General features: G+C 41.4%; 16 protein-coding genes and 1 pseudogene. 11 read left to right on the top strand and 6 right to left on the bottom strand.

All coding sequences use genetic code 11. The features are described 5' to 3' along the window. From DCK90_RS09415 to DCK90_RS09395, 5 genes and pseudogenes are all read left to right on the top strand, one after another. A pseudogene (locus DCK90_RS09415) lies at nucleotides 1-373 on the top strand (hypothetical protein); the annotation flags it as partial. Between the two features lie 157 nt (nucleotides 374-530). After that, a complete protein-coding gene (locus DCK90_RS09410) occupies nucleotides 531-842 on the top strand; it encodes a T9SS type A sorting domain-containing protein (RefSeq protein ID WP_108245917.1) in 312 nt (103 codons plus the stop codon). 147 nt (nucleotides 843-989) lie between these two features. Beyond that, the gene (locus DCK90_RS09405; protein ID WP_108245916.1) at nucleotides 990-1,313 is read left to right on the top strand and encodes a T9SS type A sorting domain-containing protein; all 324 of its coding nucleotides are present in this window, start codon (nucleotides 990-992) and stop codon (nucleotides 1,311-1,313) included. Between the two features lie 73 nt (nucleotides 1,314-1,386). Continuing rightward, nucleotides 1,387-2,373 (top strand): LuxE/PaaK family acyltransferase, encoded by a 987-nt coding sequence (locus tag DCK90_RS09400; protein ID WP_108245915.1) that lies wholly within the window; start codon nucleotides 1,387-1,389, stop codon nucleotides 2,371-2,373. A gap of 118 nt (nucleotides 2,374-2,491) precedes the next feature. Beyond that, nucleotides 2,492-3,028: a quercetin 2,3-dioxygenase gene (locus tag DCK90_RS09395; protein ID WP_108245914.1), complete on the top strand. Its 537-nt coding sequence runs from the start codon at nucleotides 2,492-2,494 to the stop codon at nucleotides 3,026-3,028. A 36-nt stretch (nucleotides 3,029-3,064) separates the two neighbouring features. On the opposite strand, the gene tyrS is transcribed toward DCK90_RS09395, so the two are convergent. Next, entirely contained in the window at nucleotides 3,065-4,360 is a 1,296-nt protein-coding gene (tyrS, locus tag DCK90_RS09390) for a tyrosine--tRNA ligase (protein WP_108245913.1), read from the bottom strand. A gap of 85 nt (nucleotides 4,361-4,445) precedes the next feature. Here tyrS and DCK90_RS09385 point away from each other — a divergent pair, with 85 nt between their 5' ends. After that, nucleotides 4,446-5,447, top strand: a complete 1,002-nt coding sequence (locus tag DCK90_RS09385) for an NAD-dependent epimerase/dehydratase family protein (RefSeq protein ID WP_108245912.1) — start codon at nucleotides 4,446-4,448, stop codon at nucleotides 5,445-5,447. Here DCK90_RS09385 and DCK90_RS09380 read toward each other — a convergent pair. The 3 genes from DCK90_RS09380 to DCK90_RS09370 are packed head-to-tail and all read right to left on the bottom strand — an operon-like array spanning nucleotide 5,434 to nucleotide 7,954. Continuing rightward, on the bottom strand, nucleotides 5,434-5,886 hold the full coding sequence (locus DCK90_RS09380) for a DUF4296 domain-containing protein (protein ID WP_108245911.1): 453 nt from the start codon (nucleotides 5,884-5,886) through the stop codon (nucleotides 5,434-5,436). The two genes, DCK90_RS09385 and DCK90_RS09380, sit on opposite strands and share 14 nt — an antisense overlap. Before the next feature lie 2 nt (nucleotides 5,887-5,888). After that, nucleotides 5,889-7,223: a dihydroorotase gene (locus DCK90_RS09375; RefSeq protein ID WP_108245910.1), complete on the bottom strand. Its 1,335-nt coding sequence runs from the start codon at nucleotides 7,221-7,223 to the stop codon at nucleotides 5,889-5,891. A gap of 2 nt (nucleotides 7,224-7,225) precedes the next feature. Further along, nucleotides 7,226-7,954 (bottom strand): polyprenol monophosphomannose synthase, encoded by a 729-nt coding sequence (locus DCK90_RS09370; protein WP_108245909.1) that lies wholly within the window; start codon nucleotides 7,952-7,954, stop codon nucleotides 7,226-7,228. 121 nt (nucleotides 7,955-8,075) lie between these two features. On the opposite strand from DCK90_RS09370, the gene DCK90_RS09365 reads away from it, so the two are divergent. The 3 genes from DCK90_RS09365 to DCK90_RS09355 are packed head-to-tail and all read left to right on the top strand — an operon-like array spanning nucleotide 8,076 to nucleotide 11,137. Continuing rightward, entirely contained in the window at nucleotides 8,076-9,731 is a 1,656-nt protein-coding gene (locus DCK90_RS09365) for a glycosyltransferase family 39 protein (protein WP_108245908.1), read from the top strand. Beyond that, nucleotides 9,731-10,387, top strand: a complete 657-nt coding sequence (locus DCK90_RS09360) for a DUF4271 domain-containing protein (protein ID WP_108245907.1) — start codon at nucleotides 9,731-9,733, stop codon at nucleotides 10,385-10,387. Before DCK90_RS09365 ends, DCK90_RS09360 begins: the two co-directional genes overlap by 1 nt. A 6-nt stretch (nucleotides 10,388-10,393) precedes the next feature. Beyond that, nucleotides 10,394-11,137 (top strand): uroporphyrinogen-III synthase, encoded by a 744-nt coding sequence (locus DCK90_RS09355; protein WP_108245906.1) that lies wholly within the window; start codon nucleotides 10,394-10,396, stop codon nucleotides 11,135-11,137. A 57-nt stretch (nucleotides 11,138-11,194) separates the two neighbouring features. On the opposite strand, the gene pckA is transcribed toward DCK90_RS09355, so the two are convergent. Continuing rightward, nucleotides 11,195-12,811 (bottom strand): phosphoenolpyruvate carboxykinase (ATP), encoded by a 1,617-nt coding sequence (gene pckA / locus DCK90_RS09350; RefSeq protein ID WP_108245905.1) that lies wholly within the window; start codon nucleotides 12,809-12,811, stop codon nucleotides 11,195-11,197. A gap of 305 nt (nucleotides 12,812-13,116) precedes the next feature. On the opposite strand from pckA, the gene DCK90_RS09345 reads away from it, so the two are divergent. Next, complete coding sequence (locus DCK90_RS09345; protein ID WP_108245904.1) at nucleotides 13,117-14,103, top strand: SH3 domain-containing protein; 987 nt, start codon at nucleotides 13,117-13,119, stop codon at nucleotides 14,101-14,103. Between the two features lie 14 nt (nucleotides 14,104-14,117). Here DCK90_RS09345 and DCK90_RS09340 read toward each other — a convergent pair whose 3' ends face one another. After that, nucleotides 14,118-14,501 carry a DUF423 domain-containing protein gene (locus DCK90_RS09340; RefSeq protein WP_108245903.1) on the bottom strand — a complete coding sequence of 128 codons (384 nt, stop codon included), beginning with the start codon at nucleotides 14,499-14,501 and terminating at the stop codon, nucleotides 14,118-14,120. A 79-nt stretch (nucleotides 14,502-14,580) separates the two neighbouring features. Between DCK90_RS09340 and DCK90_RS09335 the strand changes: the two genes are divergently transcribed. Continuing rightward, a complete protein-coding gene (locus DCK90_RS09335; protein ID WP_108245902.1) occupies nucleotides 14,581-15,954 on the top strand; it encodes a saccharopine dehydrogenase family protein in 1,374 nt (457 codons plus the stop codon). Nucleotides 15,955-15,959: the final 5 nt, after the last annotated feature.

Below are 15,959 nucleotides of genomic sequence, written 5' to 3'. Positions count from 1 at the left end.
CAACTTTTACTTGGAAAACAATGAAGATGACGCTATTGACTGGACAGAAGGATGGAACGGTACATTGACCAATGCTTATGTATACCACACTTCTGGCTTCTCCACTGTTGTTGAAGCCGATGGTGCCAACGAAAACCCAAGTTTGGTTAACTTGACCGCTGTTTCTACAGTTGGTGGTACAGCTCTTCAGTTCAAAAAAGAATCTGGTGCAACTATTACAGGACTTTCTTTGGTTGGATATGACACTTCTGTATTAATGAGCGATGCTGGTCCATTGGCCAACGTACAAATTGAAGGTGCAGATGCTGATCCAGCTGAAGCATATGATGCAACTGCAACTGTAGATGTAACAATCTTTGATTGGGCCAACTAATCAAGATTATATATACTTATAATTTTAAAAGCCCCCGCGATTGCGGGGGCTTCTTTTTTGCATTTCATCGAAAAGCATCACTCTAATTCTCAAATGGTTCAATAATCACACCACTATTTTTATATATTTGTGGCATACCGTTTGCAACCATTAACGTATGAAGCACTTTTACTTCATCATTTTCTTTTTTATCTGTTCACTTGGGTTTTCTCAGCAAAGCGCCAGTTCAAGTGCGGATATTGACGGATTTAAGCTGTATCCCAACCCTGTTACCCAAGGCAAGGTTTATATAGAAACCAAAGAAAACGGTCCAAAGAAAATTCTGGTTTTTGATGTATTGGGCACACAAGTCCTTGAGACCACCATCTTAGGCAGAGAGCTCAACCTATCAAACCTAAGCAAAGGAGTTTATATTTTAAGGGTTTTTGAACAAAACAAAGTAGCTACTAGAAAGCTCATTGTGAAGTAGTTCACCGATTTTCACAACTTTTCTGCCAATCGTATACCACAGCTTTCAACGCTTTACAACCCATTTTAGTACTTTCACAACATAAAATGGTCAACAATACCCTATTTACCTACTTTTATCATGCACATAGACCCCAAATCAGCTTGCATGAAGAAAATCTACTTTGTTTTACTTATGGCTTTACCACTACTCTCATTCGGTCAAGACCTAGTTACAGTTAACAACGAGCCCGTACAGGAGCTCAAGGGTTTTAAAATGTACCCGAATCCAGCTTATGGCAATGAGGTATACATCTCTACAGAAACCAACGGCACCAAAGAAATAAGGATTTATGACGTTTTTGGTGAAGTAGTGCTAACGGAAAGAATCAGTACCAATACTTTGGACATTTCCCGCCTGGTACCTGGCGTTTATGTACTCCAGGTTACGGAACAGAAAAAAACAATGACCCGAAAACTGGTCGTCAAATAAAATCAAACAGCATATTACATTTTAAGCCCTTTTCCCGAAGGGCTTTTTTATTTTTGGGTACTTTTGATCCACAATGAAACAGTTTGATACCCATCGGATTTTCAATATCAACAATGCGGACAAATTTGAAGAAGTCGCATTGGATATTTTCAAGTTTCAATACGAAAACAATGAGGTGTACAGGGACTTTTGTATCCATTTAAGAAAGTCTCCCCAAAGTGTTTCAACCACTTTGGACATACCTTTCCTACCCATTTCCTTCTTTAAGAAACATAGGGTTATTTCAACTCAAAAAGAGTCACAGACCATCTTTACCAGCAGCGGAACCACGCAAAGCACTACTAGCAAGCATTTTGTTCCTGATATCGGTCTTTACGAAGAAAGTTTTTTAAGAGCGTTTGAACTTTTCTACGGAAAACCCAAAGATTTCTGCATTCTAGCTCTTTTACCTTCCTATTTGGAAAGAGAAGGATCTTCATTGATCTATATGGTAAATAGCCTGATTGCAAAATCCGGACACCCCAGTAGTGGATTTTTTCTTCATAACCTTGATGAGCTTCATGATAAGTTAAAGCAACTGGAGCAAAAAGGCACCAAAACATTGCTCATCGGGGTTTCCTTTGCACTTTTAGATCTGGTCGAACAATTTCCTTCAACCTTAACAAACACCACTGTAATGGAAACTGGCGGCATGAAGGGTAGACGCAAAGAACTGATTCGGGAGGAACTCCATCAAATCCTAGAAAAGGGATTGGGTGTTGAACATATCCATTCGGAGTATGGAATGACAGAACTGTTGTCCCAAGGCTATTCCAAAGGCAGCGGAATTTTTGAAACACCACCTTGGATGAAAATCATAACACGCGACACCGAAGACCCGCTCAGCATTCAACCCCACGGAAAAACAGGAGGAATCAATGTGATCGATTTGGCGAACCTATACTCCTGCTCCTTTATCGCTACCCAAGATCTTGGAAAAATACACCCAAATGGAACCTTTGAAGTTTTGGGTCGTTTTGATGATTCGGATATTAGAGGATGTAATTTGATGGTACTTTAGACTTATAAAGGCAATAAACTCTCCCATCTACACAAAATACATTACCTATTATATAGCGATAACCGACATGTTATCAAAGTTTTGCGTACCTTATTATGGTAACCAAACAGACTTTATAATGAATAGAAATGCTTTTTTAAAACGTAGTGCACTCTCGGCTGCTGCACTTGCTTCATTGCCGACATTTGCACACTTTTCATCAAAGGATGAAAAAACCTTGGACCCTAAAATCGTTAGGAACGGGGAAGGCAAACAAGTGAATGTCATCGGTGACCAACAAACCTTTAAACTGACCGGAGCAGACACCAATGGCCAATTTACATTGATTGAAGAGGTAAATCCGCCCGGAACAATGATTCCGCCACACGTGCATACGAAAGAAGACGAAATCTTTAAAGTATTGGAGGGCGAACTCGAAGTTACAGTTGGCAATGAAACCACCATTTTAAAAGCAGGTGATTTGGCTTTTGCTCCAAAAAATGTACCTCACATGTGGAAAGTAGTGGGAGACCAAGATTGTAAAACGATTTTAAGCGTATTCCCTGCGGGACTGGAATCGATGTTCGAAGAACTAGGGAAACTACCTCCAGGACCGCCAGACTTTGCTAAAATAAGTGACATTTGCGGTAGATACGGAATCACTTTTTTAACGTAACAAAAAAGCCATCCTTAAAAGATGGCTTTTACATTTTTACGCTACTACGAGCACAAAATAATTCTTCTTGCCTCTCTGTAACAGCACAAATTTATCGTTGATCAAATCCGATATTGTAATCAGGTAATCCTCCTTCACCTTTTCCTTGTTCACGGATATGGAATTTTGCTTCAATTCCCTTCTGGCCTCACCATTGGAACCCAAAAATCCTGTTTTGGCGGCCAAAGCCCCAATCATATCCAGACCAGTTTCAAGTTCATCCCTGCTAACGGTAGCTTGCGGAACACCTTCAAAAACATCTAAAAATGTCTTCTCGTTAAGCTGTTTTAAATCCTCCGAAGTTGATTTACCAAAAAGAATGTCACTTGCCTTTATGGCATTATTAAGATCTTCTTCTGAATGCACCATTATGGTCACTTCCTCGGCCAGTTTTCTTTGCAATGCTCTCTGGTGAGGTGCATCTTTATGTTCTGCAACTAATATCTCAATTTCTTGTTGACTTAAAAAAGTGAAGATTTTAATGTACTTCTCTGCGTCTTCATCAGAAGTGTTCAGCCAATACTGGTAAAATTTATAGGGTGACGTCCTTTCGGCATCCAACCAAACATTTCCTCCTTCGGTTTTTCCGAATTTGGTCCCATCTGCCTTGGTGATCAACGGACAGGTAAGGGCAAAACCTTTACCGCCACCGATTCTTCGAATTAATTCCGTACCTGTGGTAATATTTCCCCATTGATCGCTACCTCCCATTTGCAAGCTGCAATTGTGATTTTGGTACAGATATAGAAAATCGTACCCCTGAACCAACTGATAGGTGAATTCGGTAAAGGACATGCCTTCTTTCGCATCTGAAGAAAGACGTTTTTTTACGGAATCCTTAGCCATCATATAGTTTACAGTGATGTGCTTACCGACATCGCGGATGAACTCCAAAAAGGAGAAATTTTTCATCCAGTCGTAGTTGTTCACCAATACGGCTGCATTATCCTCACCACTCTCAAAATCCAAAAAGCGTGCTAATTGTCCTTTAATAGCCTCTTGATTATGACGCAAAGTTTCCTCGTCCAACAAGTTTCGCTCTGCCGATTTACCCGATGGATCCCCGATCATTCCCGTTGCACCCCCTACTAAAGCATAAGGTTTATGACCTGCCAATTGGAAGTGCCTCAACATCATTACACTTACCAAGTGTCCGATGTGCAAAGAGTCTGCCGTTGGGTCTATCCCCACATATGCTCCTCGCATTTCTTCCATTAAGTGTTCCTCGGCTCCTGGCATCACATCGTGCACCATTCCCCTCCATTGCAGTTCTTGAACAAAATTCTTCGTCATGATCGGTTTTTTCGAATAGCTGCAAATATAAAATGAAGTTGGGATTTGAATCAATTTTTACGGCACAAATAGGTACTTTTACCTTATGATTTTGGTTACAGGAGGCACTGGACTGATTGGTTCCCATTTACTTTTCCGTTTAATCAGCAATGGAAACAACGTAAGGAGTAATTATAGGACTCAAGCATCTATAGAAAAAGTGCGTAAGGTTTTTGGTTATTATACAGACAATCCCTCCGCTTTGGTGGAGAAAATTGATTGGGTACAGGCCGACATCACCGAACTTGGTGGATTGGACAAATTATTTGACGGTATTGAGCAGGTATACCACTGTGCGGCATTGATCTCGTTCGACCCCAAGGATTTCAAACTTTTGGAGCGCACCAATGTTGAGGGTACGGCCAACATGGTAAACCTTTCCATAAAAAATGGTGTAAAAAAATTGTGCTATGTCAGTTCAATCGCGGCAATAGGCGCTAGCGTAAAGCAAAAAGAGACCACCGAAGAAAATGAATGGAACGAAGCAAGGGCCACAGTTTACGGGATTACCAAATATGAAGCAGAGCTCGAAGTTTGGCGCGGCTCACAGGAAGGACTTGACATTGTTGTTGTAAACCCCGGTGTTGTAATCGGGCCGGGATTTTGGAAATCTGGCAGTGGATCGTTCTTCACCTATGCTTCCAAAGGGAAAAATTACTATATACCCGGAGGAACCGGTTTTGTAACCGTGACCGATGTGGTCAATGCCATGACCTTATTGATGGATTCAAACATCCGTACAGAGGGTTACATCTTGGTCAATCAAAATATGACCTACAAAGAGCTTTTTGAAAAAATTGCACCTAACCTTGGAGTCTCCCCTCCCACCAAAAAAGTTTCAAAATTTATGATTGAGTGCTTTTGGAGATGGGATTGGGTAAGGAGCAATATTTTTGGCAAAAGAAGAAAATTGTCCAAAGCTGTCGCCAAAGGATTGTTCAATAAAGAAGATTACAGCAGCGAAAAAATAAAATCCGTATTAGACTTTGAATTCGAAGACTTGGATAAGGCAATCGAATTTTGCTGTGACAGGTTTACCGAGAAATAGTAGTATCTGGCTTTTTTACACCTTCCTTTTGCTCCCTAATGGCTTTTAAGGAATCATTTCGTTGAATACTTGCCTCGCGGATACTGTCGTTCAACCGCTTGCCGATAGCTTCCAAGGTATCCTTTTGCTGCTTCAGTCTAGCTTCTACATCTTTGTATATGGTTTGGTATTCCAAAGGAATAGACGCATAATAAAGGTCGCTCTCCGCAAATTGGGTGCTATCTATATCATATTTGGTATATAGGAATTCCATGATATCGATACCTGAATCCTTAAACTTTCTCGAGGCGCCAGATTTTGAAGCATTTAAAATCGCAAGATCATGAAGAATCTCGGTCATTTTCTCCTTGGGAATAAGGTTTTCCGGCTCATCCACTACCTTTTCGGCACAGGACACCAAAATGATGAAACCCAAAATGTATGTAACGATATATTTCATCCCTAACGATTAAACGTAAGCCTCTTTGCTTTCTTTTCTTCACTAAAATTGCCGTTCTCGTAGGCCAAAAGACCATTCACAAAGGTGCGCTTTACTTCCGAATCAAAAGTAACACCTTCAAAGGGAGACCAACCACATTTATAGAAAAGATTGGCTTTTTTAACCTCATTTTTGGAACTCTGGTTAACCTGAACCAAATCTGCGTAATAGCCTTCGCGAATAAACCCACGTCGGTCAATATCAAATAATTTTGAAGGATTATGACACATTTTCTCGACAATTTTCTCCAAACTGATGATTCCTTCCTTTTCCTTTTGGAGCATAGCCAGCAAGGCGTGCTGTACCAATGGCCCTCCCGATGGTGCGCTGGTATATGGATTATCCTTTTCTTCTAGCGTATGTGGGGCATGGTCAGTGGCAATCACATCAAAACGGTCGTCCAAGAGCGCTTCCCAAAGTTTGTCCCTATCCGAACTCTTCTTTACAGCGGGGTTCCATTTAATATAGGTGCCTTTTTTGGCATAATCCTCATCGGAGAACCAAAGGTGATGAATACAAACCTCAGCAGTGATTTTCTTCTCCTGCAAAGGAATCTTGTTCGTGAACAAATCGGTTTCAATTCCCGTGGACACATGGAACACGTGTAACCTTGCCCCCGTTTTTTTGGCGAGTGCAATCGCATTTGAAGAGGAAAGGTAACAGGCCTCCGCACTTCGAATGATCGGGTGCATTTCAATTGGAATATCATCCCCGTACATATCCTTGTACTTGGCCAAATTGGCCCTAATGGTGCCTTCGTCCTCACAATGGGCTGAAATCACCATTTCGGTATTACTGAATATTTTCTCAAGTACTTCCTCATTGTCCACCAACATATTTCCCGTAGAAGAGCCCAAGAACAGTTTTACACCCGAACATGCATTTTTGTCCAGTCGTTTTAGCTCTTCCAGATTATCGTTTGTTCCTCCAAAAAGAAATGAATAATTGGCTGAAGAATCCTTAGTGGCAATGGCAAATTTTTCCTCTAGTTTTTCAATGGTGGTGGTCTGCGGAATGGTATTGGGCTGTTCCATAAACGTGGTGATGCCCCCGGCAATCGCCGCCCTACTTTCCGTTGCAATGGTTCCTTTATGGGTAAGCCCGGGCTCCCTAAAATGTACTTGGTCGTCTATGACCCCTGGCAATAACAGGTCACCTTCCAGATCTATCACCTTGGCATTGCCATCAGAAATGTTTGAATCAATTTTTGATATAAAATCCCTGTCCAGAAGCACATCCGACTCAAAAATGCTGTTCTCGTTTACGATTTTGGCATTCTTCAACAGTATTTTTGACATAACTAAAAGCTCTTTTTAAAAAATATACTCCTAAACTTCATGGCTATCACCCCAAAAATGGCCTCCCGAATAATGGCAGAGTTCATTTTTGACTTTCCGTTTACCCGATCGGTAAAAATAATTGAGACTTCCTCTATCTTGAATTTTCTGAGATAGGCCCGGTACTTCATTTCTATCTGGAACGCATAGCCAATAAAGCGAACGTTATCCAAATTGATGGTTTCCAACACTTTTCTTCTGTAGCAGACAAATCCAGCGGTAGGATCGTGTACCTTCATCCCTGTAATCAACTTTACATAAAAAGACGCTCCGTAAGATAGCAGGATTCTTGCCAAAGGCCAGTTCACTACATTTACTCCTTTTTTGTATCGGGAGCCTACAGCAACATCTGCACCATTAAGGCAAGCCCTGTGCAAACGGGACAAATCTGCTGGCCGATGCGAAAAATCGGCATCCATTTCAAAAATATACTCGTACCCCTTTTTCAGGGCCCATTTAAAGCCATGAATATAAGCCGTACCCAGACCCGATTTCTCTTTACGAACCTCTAAAAAAAGACGATCAGGGTAATCCGTCTGCAAGGTTCGTACACAATCTGCCGTACCATCGGGTGAGTTATCATCGACAACAAGAACATGAAAATCCTTTTTTAGGTCGAAGACCGTCTTTGTTATGGCCTCGATGTTCTCGATTTCGTTGAATGTAGGTATGATCACCAAGCCGTCTGCCATTCGCACTGGATTAGAATGTTCAAAAATACGGTTTTCTAAATTGTACACGCAATAGATAATTGGATGCTTAAACAGGACTTCCCCAATATTTGTAACTTTGCCCCTTTAAAATCACATTTTGATGTCTCAAAAGTTTCCCAGACTTTTTTTTGTTCTCTTGGCCGCTCTATTTGCACTCAACCTGCTGCAATCATCGGTAACAGAGCTCATTTATGATGAAGCCTACTACTGGTACTATGCGCAAAATATGGCCTGGGGATATTTTGACCATCCGCCCATGGTCGCATTTTTGATAAAACTCAGCAGTTTTCTTTTTGATGGGGAACTTGGGGTGCGATTTATAAGCTGCCTACTTTCTGCTGGAACCTATGTGCTATTGTGGTCGATGGTGGAAAATCCAAAGAAAAAGGATTACGTAATACATTTTTTCCTTTTGGTATTCTCCTTTACGTTGATGAATGCCTACGGCTTTTTAACCCTTCCCGATACATCCCTCTTATTCTTTACGGCACTTTTCCTTTGGTTGTACAAACGCTTTTTGAACAAAGAGGATATCCTCACCACAATCGGATTGGGGTTGGTAATGGCCGCATTAATGTACAGCAAGTACCATGCAGTATTGGTAATTCTTTTTGTGTTCTTATCCAACTACAAGCTCATTTTCAACAAAAAAGCGTGGTTCGCCGTAATTTTGGCCCTAATTTGCTACGCCCCTCATTTTATATGGCTCTACCAGAACGATTTTGTTTCCATCACCTTTCATCTATACGAACGTCCCAACCAAGCGTATAAGTTTGATGAGTTTACCCTAGGCTTTTTCTTGAACAACATTGTGATCATTGGACTTCTATTTTACTGGGTGTACGGTGCATTTTTCAAATATAAATCAACAGATAAGTTCTCTAAATCTCTGATTTATTTGATTTACGGAATACTGATTTTCTTTTTCGTATCCAGCTTTAATAGAAGGGTACAAGCCCAATGGACCATCGCCATTTCAATCCCTTTGGCCGTAATTGCTTTTGACCATCTTTTAAACAACGCCAAAAGCAGAAAATGGATGTACCGAATCGGTATAGTGAGTTTTGTGCTTTTGATGTATGCCAGGGCATGGATGGTACATTATGAATTATTCCCGATGCATTTTGAGACACACGGTAACAAGGAGTGGGTGAACGAGCTCAAGACAAAATCCGATGGGGTTCCCGTTGTTTTTGAAAACTCTTACCGCCGTTCCTCGATGTATGAGTTTTATTCAGAAGTCCCTGCCATATCACTGAACAACTTTATGTATCGTAAGAACCAGTATTCCATTGATAACTCTGAGGAGCGAGTGCGCGGAAAAAAGATTTTATATGTTTCCCAGTACAGAAAAAGTGGCGACATTAGTTATATGCATCTGGACAGTACAGTTTTTCACGGTATATATATTGATGATTTTCAGTCATACCGAAAATTGCAATGCATTGTGGAAAAGCCAGAGACCGGCATCAAATATTCACTCAAGGTTTACAACCCATATCCTTTTGATGTGCCTTTGAAACAATTGGAATACACTATTTCATACTCCAACGAGCACAAGCAAGTTAAGCAGATGCTTCCCTTAAAGGTTCAGAACTCCTTACCCCAGGAATTTTTGTTGAAATCCAAAGACACCATCAACTACTCCTTTGAGTTACCTTTATCCAACATGGAAAGACCATCATATTTTAGAATTGGCATTGCAGAAAACGGACTTCTTCCCGGACTTAATGGAAAACCTGTTAAAATCGAATAATGGAACCCATTGAAAAAACAATAGTTTCATTGGATTGGATGACCATCATGTTGTTTACGAGCTTGGTTGTTTTGGCATTGGGCAAATACCTGTTCCATAAGAAGTTTTTAAACTTCATCATTTTACCTTTTAATGATAAATACATCCTGCTCCATAACAAAAAAAGACAGTTTTCTCATTGGTTCCATCTGCTATTGACCTTGTTTCAGCTTGTCAACCTATCCTTTTTTATTTTTCTCATCCTTCATAGTTTCGACTTGGTCTCCCAAGATAGCACCTTGACCAACTATTTGATCATTCTAGGGTTTTTGGCCCTATTTGAACTTGTCAAGTTCTTGATACAAATGTTTACAGCATTCGTTTTCAACAACTTAAGTTTGATCTCTAGTTTTGTTTTCAGTAAAATTTCTTACCTCAATTATAGTAGCATTATAATCTGCGTTGCCAATATTTTATTGATTTACATATCAAACGACTCAAAAACAATAATATACACGGCATTGGCCCTGATTTTTCTTATTAATGGCATCGGCTTGACCAAGCTATTAAAGAACCATCAAAAAACACTCCCCCCGTATTTTCTGTATTTTATTTTGTACCTTTGCGCACTCGAAATTGCGCCCTTGGTGTTAATTGGAAGCTATTTAAAAGGTTGATAACTTATGAAAGTAAAAACAATTTTGGTTTCCCAACCAGAACCCAAAGTCGAAAACTCCCCCTATTCAAGACTAATTGAAAAAGAGAAAGTTAAAGTAGATTTTAGACCTTTCATACACGTTGAAGGCGTAGAGGCCAAAAATGTGAGACAGCAAAAAATCGACTTGAACAACTTTACGGCAATCATCCTAACGAGTAGAAACTCCGTGGATCATTTTTTTAGGATTGCCGATGAAATGCGCTTCAAAGTTCCGGATTCCATGAAATATTTTTGTCAGTCCGAGGCTGTGGCCTACTACTTGCAAAAATATGTGGTGTACAGAAAAAGGAAGATTTACGTTGGGAAAAGAACTTTTAACGAGTTGATTCCCTTGATCAAGAAGTACAAAGATGAAAAGTTTCTATTGCCTTCTTCCGACTCCTTAAAGCCTGTTGTTCCAGAATTGCTGGACGAGCTGGGTGTAAATTGGACAAGAGGAATCTTCTACAAAACGGTAATCAGCGACCTTTCCGATCTTAGAAATGTGTATTACGACATTTTGGTATTCTTTAGTCCATCAGGAATTGAATCTTTAATGAAGAACTTTCCCGATTTTGAACAAAACGATACAAGAATTGCCGTTTTTGGCAACAGTACGGTAAAAGCAGCAACAAGTGCAGGTCTTAGGATAGACATTCAGGCTCCAACGCCAGAAACTCCTTCAATGACCATGGCATTACAAAAGTACATTACCAGCGTTAACAAGTAATCTTGACACTGGTCTTAAAACAACAACGCCCTCGGAATCCGAGGGCGTCTTTTTTTTCTAGAAGGCATACCGTTGTGGTCCTCCCCTCCGGATTTCCTCACTGGCGTGCTCCTCGAACTTTTTAAAGTTTTCCCTAAAGGCATTGGTGAGCTTAAAGGCCGTTTTGTAGTAGGCATCGTCATTGTCCCATGTAGCCCTTGGGCTCAGCACCTTGGTCGGAACTCCCGGGCATTCCCTCGGCTGGGCCACCCCGAACACCGAGTGGATGTGGTACTTCTCATAATTGTACAGTCCCAGCTCCCCGTTCAATGCGGCGCTGATCATTGCCCTGGTGTACTTCAGCTCCATGCGCGTGCCCACTCCGTAGGGACCGCCGGTCCAGCCCGTGTTCACCAACCATACGTCCACTCCGGATTCCTTCATCTTCTTGCTCAGCATCTCCGCATACCTGGCCGGGTGCAATGGCATGAACGGCGCCCCGAAGCATGCCGAAAAAGAGGGCTGTGGCTCCACAACACCAGCTTCCGTTCCCGCTACCTTGGCCGTATAGCCAGAGATAAAATGGTAGGCAGCCTGTGCAGGGGTCAGTTTCGAAATGGGGGGCAATACCCCAAAGGCATCGGCCGTAAGGAAAAAGATGTTCCTTACATTCTTCCCTATCGATGGCCACTGGATGTTATCGATATGGTGTATCGGATAGCTCACCCTGGTGTTCTGGGTAATCGAGGTATCGGTGAAATCGACCTCGCCGTTGTCGTCCATCACCACGTTCTCCAATATCGCCCCTTTTTTGATGGCCCCGTAGATCTCGGGTTCCTTTTCCTTGGACAGGTCGATGACCTTGGCATAGCAGCCGCCCTCAAAATTGAACACCGTGTTGTCCGGCGTCCAACCATGCTCATCGTCGCCGATGAGCCTTCTGTCCGGGTCCGTGGAGAGGGTCGTCTTCCCCGTTCCGGATAGTCCAAAGAATATCGCCGTGTCCCCCGATTCCCCCACATTGGCGGAGCAGTGCATGGGCAATGTGTTCTTGTATACGGGAAGGATGAAGTTGAGTGCGGAGAATATCCCTTTCTTGATCTCCCCGGTATAGCCCGTACCACCGATAAGGGCGATCTTTCTGCCAAAGTTCAGTATCGCAAAGTTGTGCTGTCTGGTGCCGTCCTGCTTTGGGTCGGCCATAAAGCCCGGTGCGTTCACCACTGTCCATTCCGGGTCAAAATCCTCCAGTTCTTCCTCTGTGGGCCTTAGGAACATATTGTACGCGAACATGTTGGACCATGGGTACTCGTTGATCACACGGATGTTCAAGCGGTAGTCCTGATCGGCACAGGCGTACGCATCTCGAACATACAGCTCTTTGGTGTTCAGGTAGGCGATGACCTTATCGTACAGCGCATCGAACTTTTCGCTGTCGAAGGGAATGTTGATGTCGCCCCACCAGACCCTCTCCTTGGTGATATCGTCCTTCACGATGAAGCGGTCCTTCGGCGACCGGCCCGTGAACTCGCCCGTATTTACGGCCAAGGCACCGGAAGAGGCCTCACGGCCCATGCCCTTGTCGATAGTGATGTCCTGGAGCTCTTCCGGGGACAATTGGTAATGGATGTTGTTGTGATGTATTCCGTAAGCATGCAACGAAATCGTTTTCGTGGTTGAAGCAGAATCCTTCATGTTTTATGTTTTGCGTTGGTACAAAGCTAGAAAATATTCAGTTTTAGACCTTTTAAAACTTGCTTAATTGGATGATTTTGGGGTTAAAATGTGATATCACAAATAATTCTATCAAAATATTGCAAAACATCCTTGGTCTTTCTTAAAAAAACAAAAATCGCATGAACAATTGAAGCTAAAATCATAAAAGTCAACATTTTTTTAATAAAAACACTTGATTCGTCAATTCAAACCGCCCATCCGTCAATTGGGGCAACCATTTTATAGCTGTTTCCTATACATTTCCGACTCAAAACTATACCGATATGCAAAATGTAAAAAGTATTACCCTAATCTGTACCGTATTTTTTCTATGCTTTAGCTGTAATTCAAAATCAGACAAAAAAGCTGGCAATTCTGAAAAATCCGATTCTTTTGAAATCGGAGCATCCGATAAAAGTGATTTTATAGACGAAGTTTCCATTGCGATATGTTTATGGCCCAAAGTAGGACTGCGGGATAAACCTGGACGAAAGGGCACAAAATATCTTACCACCATCTATTTTGGTGAAACCGTGGCGCTTCTTGACGAAAAGAAAAAAGCAGAAGATGATAAGGAATATCTAAAAGTCAGACTTTCCGATGGAACCGAGGGATGGGTCTATGAGCATCTTTTTGCCGTTGGCGGGGAACTGGCAATCATAGATAAAGGCACAGAGCTTTACAAAAGACCTGATATTATGACCTTTGAAGGAAAAAAATTGGAGCCTATGGACATGGTCGTTCTTTTTAAAAATGAAGAAAATGAGGGGTGGCATGAGGTGACCAGTATGAAACGGGAGAAAAAAGGCTGGATTCAAGGGGATATTGATGCAATCCAGAATGAAATTGATGTAAAATTGGGGATTCTGTATTGGCGGGCCATGGAAGAATCGGCCGAAAAAAAGTTTGAACTATTGGAAAATATTCTGGCCAATCCCAATTTTAAAAAATCAAAATTGATAGAAAACGTAAACAAGGCGCTTTACGATACCAACCAAGGTGAGGCCTTCTATATTGAAGAGCTTGATTCGTTTGAAAACCTTTCGTCCAACAAATTGGGAATACAGACAGATTTGGCCAATGCAAGAAGCGAACCTAAGACCAAAAGTGATGTTATATTCCAACTTGAAAAAGGTGACATTTGCCATATAATTGCACAAGGGGAATCTTTGCAAGAAGTAAATGGTGTTACCGACCGTTGGTACAAAGTTAACTTTAATGGCCAACAAGGTTGGGTATTTGGATATTACACCACCAAGAGAAGGGAGTAATGTTCCAATACATCCTATTGGGACCTAATAATGCGGTAGGCCAAGGCCAGCCAGCCCAAAATCATGAACAGACCTCCAATCGGTGTTAAAAAACCGATTACGGAAAAATCAAAAGAGGTCAAACTATTCAACGTGAGCAGGTAAATCGAAAAAGAAAAAAGAATTACACCAAGTAGAACAAAGACAAACACGATTTTTTTATTCTTTTCAACCATTCCTGCATAAAGCCCAAGAAATAATAAAAATAGGGCGTGGTACATTTGATACCTTACACCAGTTTCAAAAATATTTACAGCATCGGCGTCCACCAATTTTTCCAACCCGTGGGCGCCAAATGCACCCAGAATAATGGCCACCATGCCCATTATAGTTCCTGTCAACAAAATTGTTCTGTTCATAACTTTAACTTACTATTTTTTTAAAAATATAACAATTTAATACCTTAGTGACCATACAATTCAAAAGTAAACAAAACACATGGTCCGTACTATTTTAGTCATAGGAGCAGGTAAGTCAACCTCATACCTTTTAGATTATTTCCTAAAAAAATCAAACGAAGAAAACCTATATATAAAAATTGGGGATCTTCGACCCGAAAATATTCCCGACTCGGTTGCAAAGCATCCAAACTGCACTGTATTCGGATTGGATATTTTCAACGAGGCTGAGAGAAAAAAAGCTGTTGCCGATGCCTCCATTGTAGTTTCCATGTTACCGGCAAGTTTACACATTAATGTTGCCCTTGATTGTGTCGAGTTTGAAAAACATTTTATCACTGCTTCATATGTTAGCGATGAGCTCAGAGCACTGGACGCCGAGGTAAAAGAAAAAAAACTTGTTTTCATGAACGAAATCGGCCTGGATCCCGGAATCGACCACATGAGCGCCATGGAAGTTATAGACCGGATACGGGATGCGGGCGGTAAAATGCTGTTGTTCGAATCTTTCACAGGTGGGCTTGTAGCACCAGAGAGCGACACCAACCTTTGGAACTATAAGTTTACGTGGAACCCAAGAAATGTGGTCCTGGCGGGACAGGGGGGTACGGCAAAATTCATTCAGGAAGGAACATACAAATACATTCCCTATCAAAAATTGTTTAGAAGAACCGAATTTTTAGAAGTAGAAGACTATGGTTCTTTTGAAGTCTATGCCAATAGAGATTCCTTAAAATACCGCGAAGCTTACGGATTGCAAAATGCACTTACCCTTTATAGGGGCACCATGCGGCGGGTCGGTTTTTCAAAGGCATGGCAAATGTTCGTTATTCTGGGGATGACGGATGATAGCTATACCTTGGAAAACTCGGAAGGAATGTCCTACCGGGAATTTGTAAATCTTTTTCTTCCATACTCCCCTACGGATTCGGTTGAATTAAAACTAAGGCATTACCTAAAAATAGATCAAGATGATATCATGTGGGGTAAACTCTTGGAGCTTAACCTTTTTGATTCTACAAAAAAAATACCCTTGAAAAATGCAACGCCAGCTCAAATGCTTCAATATATATTGGAGGACAGCTGGACCCTTAAGGAACACGAGAAGGATATGATAGTAATGTACCATAAGTTCGGATATGAGCTTAATGGTGAAAAAAAGCAGATTGATGCCAATATGGTTGTAATCGGCGAAAACCGCGCCTATACTGCAATGTCTAAAACTGTAGGATTACCCGTTGCCATGGCCACTTTACAGATACTGAACGGAAAGATTACCACACCGGGGGTTCAAATTCCAATACAGAAAGAAGTGTACAAGCCCATTTTAGAAGAACTTAAAGCCCACGGGATACAATTTAAGGAATATGAAGTCCCTTACTTAGGGTACAATCCAGATTCTGTTGCAGGTTAATCTCC

The organism is Muricauda brasiliensis, from assembly GCF_003057865.1.
In the GTDB taxonomy this organism is placed as follows: Bacteria; Bacteroidota; Bacteroidia; order Flavobacteriales; family Flavobacteriaceae; genus Flagellimonas; species Flagellimonas chongwuensis.
Note: the sequence above shows the minus strand (reverse complement) of the source record. Positions and strands in the feature narration are given on the sequence as shown.

What these genes read in the sequence shown, in the direction of transcription:
- DCK90_RS09410 (WP_108245917.1), top strand. Translation starts at nt 531, where the DNA reads ATGAAGCACTTTTACTTCATCATTTTCTTTTTTATCTGTTCACTTGGG.
- DCK90_RS09405 (WP_108245916.1), top strand. Translation starts at nt 990, where the DNA reads ATGAAGAAAATCTACTTTGTTTTACTTATGGCTTTACCACTACTCTCA.
- DCK90_RS09400 (WP_108245915.1), top strand. Translation starts at nt 1,387, where the DNA reads ATGAAACAGTTTGATACCCATCGGATTTTCAATATCAACAATGCGGAC.
- DCK90_RS09395 (WP_108245914.1), top strand. Translation starts at nt 2,492, where the DNA reads ATGAATAGAAATGCTTTTTTAAAACGTAGTGCACTCTCGGCTGCTGCA.
- tyrS (WP_108245913.1), bottom strand. Translation starts at nt 4,360, where the DNA reads ATGACGAAGAATTTTGTTCAAGAACTGCAATGGAGGGGAATGGTGCAC.
- DCK90_RS09385 (WP_108245912.1), top strand. Translation starts at nt 4,446, where the DNA reads ATGATTTTGGTTACAGGAGGCACTGGACTGATTGGTTCCCATTTACTT.
- DCK90_RS09380 (WP_108245911.1), bottom strand. Translation starts at nt 5,886, where the DNA reads ATGAAATATATCGTTACATACATTTTGGGTTTCATCATTTTGGTGTCC.
- DCK90_RS09375 (WP_108245910.1), bottom strand. Translation starts at nt 7,223, where the DNA reads ATGTCAAAAATACTGTTGAAGAATGCCAAAATCGTAAACGAGAACAGC.
- DCK90_RS09370 (WP_108245909.1), bottom strand. Translation starts at nt 7,954, where the DNA reads ATGGCAGACGGCTTGGTGATCATACCTACATTCAACGAAATCGAGAAC.
- DCK90_RS09365 (WP_108245908.1), top strand. Translation starts at nt 8,076, where the DNA reads ATGTCTCAAAAGTTTCCCAGACTTTTTTTTGTTCTCTTGGCCGCTCTA.
- DCK90_RS09360 (WP_108245907.1), top strand. Translation starts at nt 9,731, where the DNA reads ATGGAACCCATTGAAAAAACAATAGTTTCATTGGATTGGATGACCATC.
- DCK90_RS09355 (WP_108245906.1), top strand. Translation starts at nt 10,394, where the DNA reads ATGAAAGTAAAAACAATTTTGGTTTCCCAACCAGAACCCAAAGTCGAA.
- pckA (WP_108245905.1), bottom strand. Translation starts at nt 12,811, where the DNA reads ATGAAGGATTCTGCTTCAACCACGAAAACGATTTCGTTGCATGCTTAC.
- DCK90_RS09345 (WP_108245904.1), top strand. Translation starts at nt 13,117, where the DNA reads ATGCAAAATGTAAAAAGTATTACCCTAATCTGTACCGTATTTTTTCTA.
- DCK90_RS09340 (WP_108245903.1), bottom strand. Translation starts at nt 14,501, where the DNA reads ATGAACAGAACAATTTTGTTGACAGGAACTATAATGGGCATGGTGGCC.
- DCK90_RS09335 (WP_108245902.1), top strand. Translation starts at nt 14,581, where the DNA reads ATGGTCCGTACTATTTTAGTCATAGGAGCAGGTAAGTCAACCTCATAC.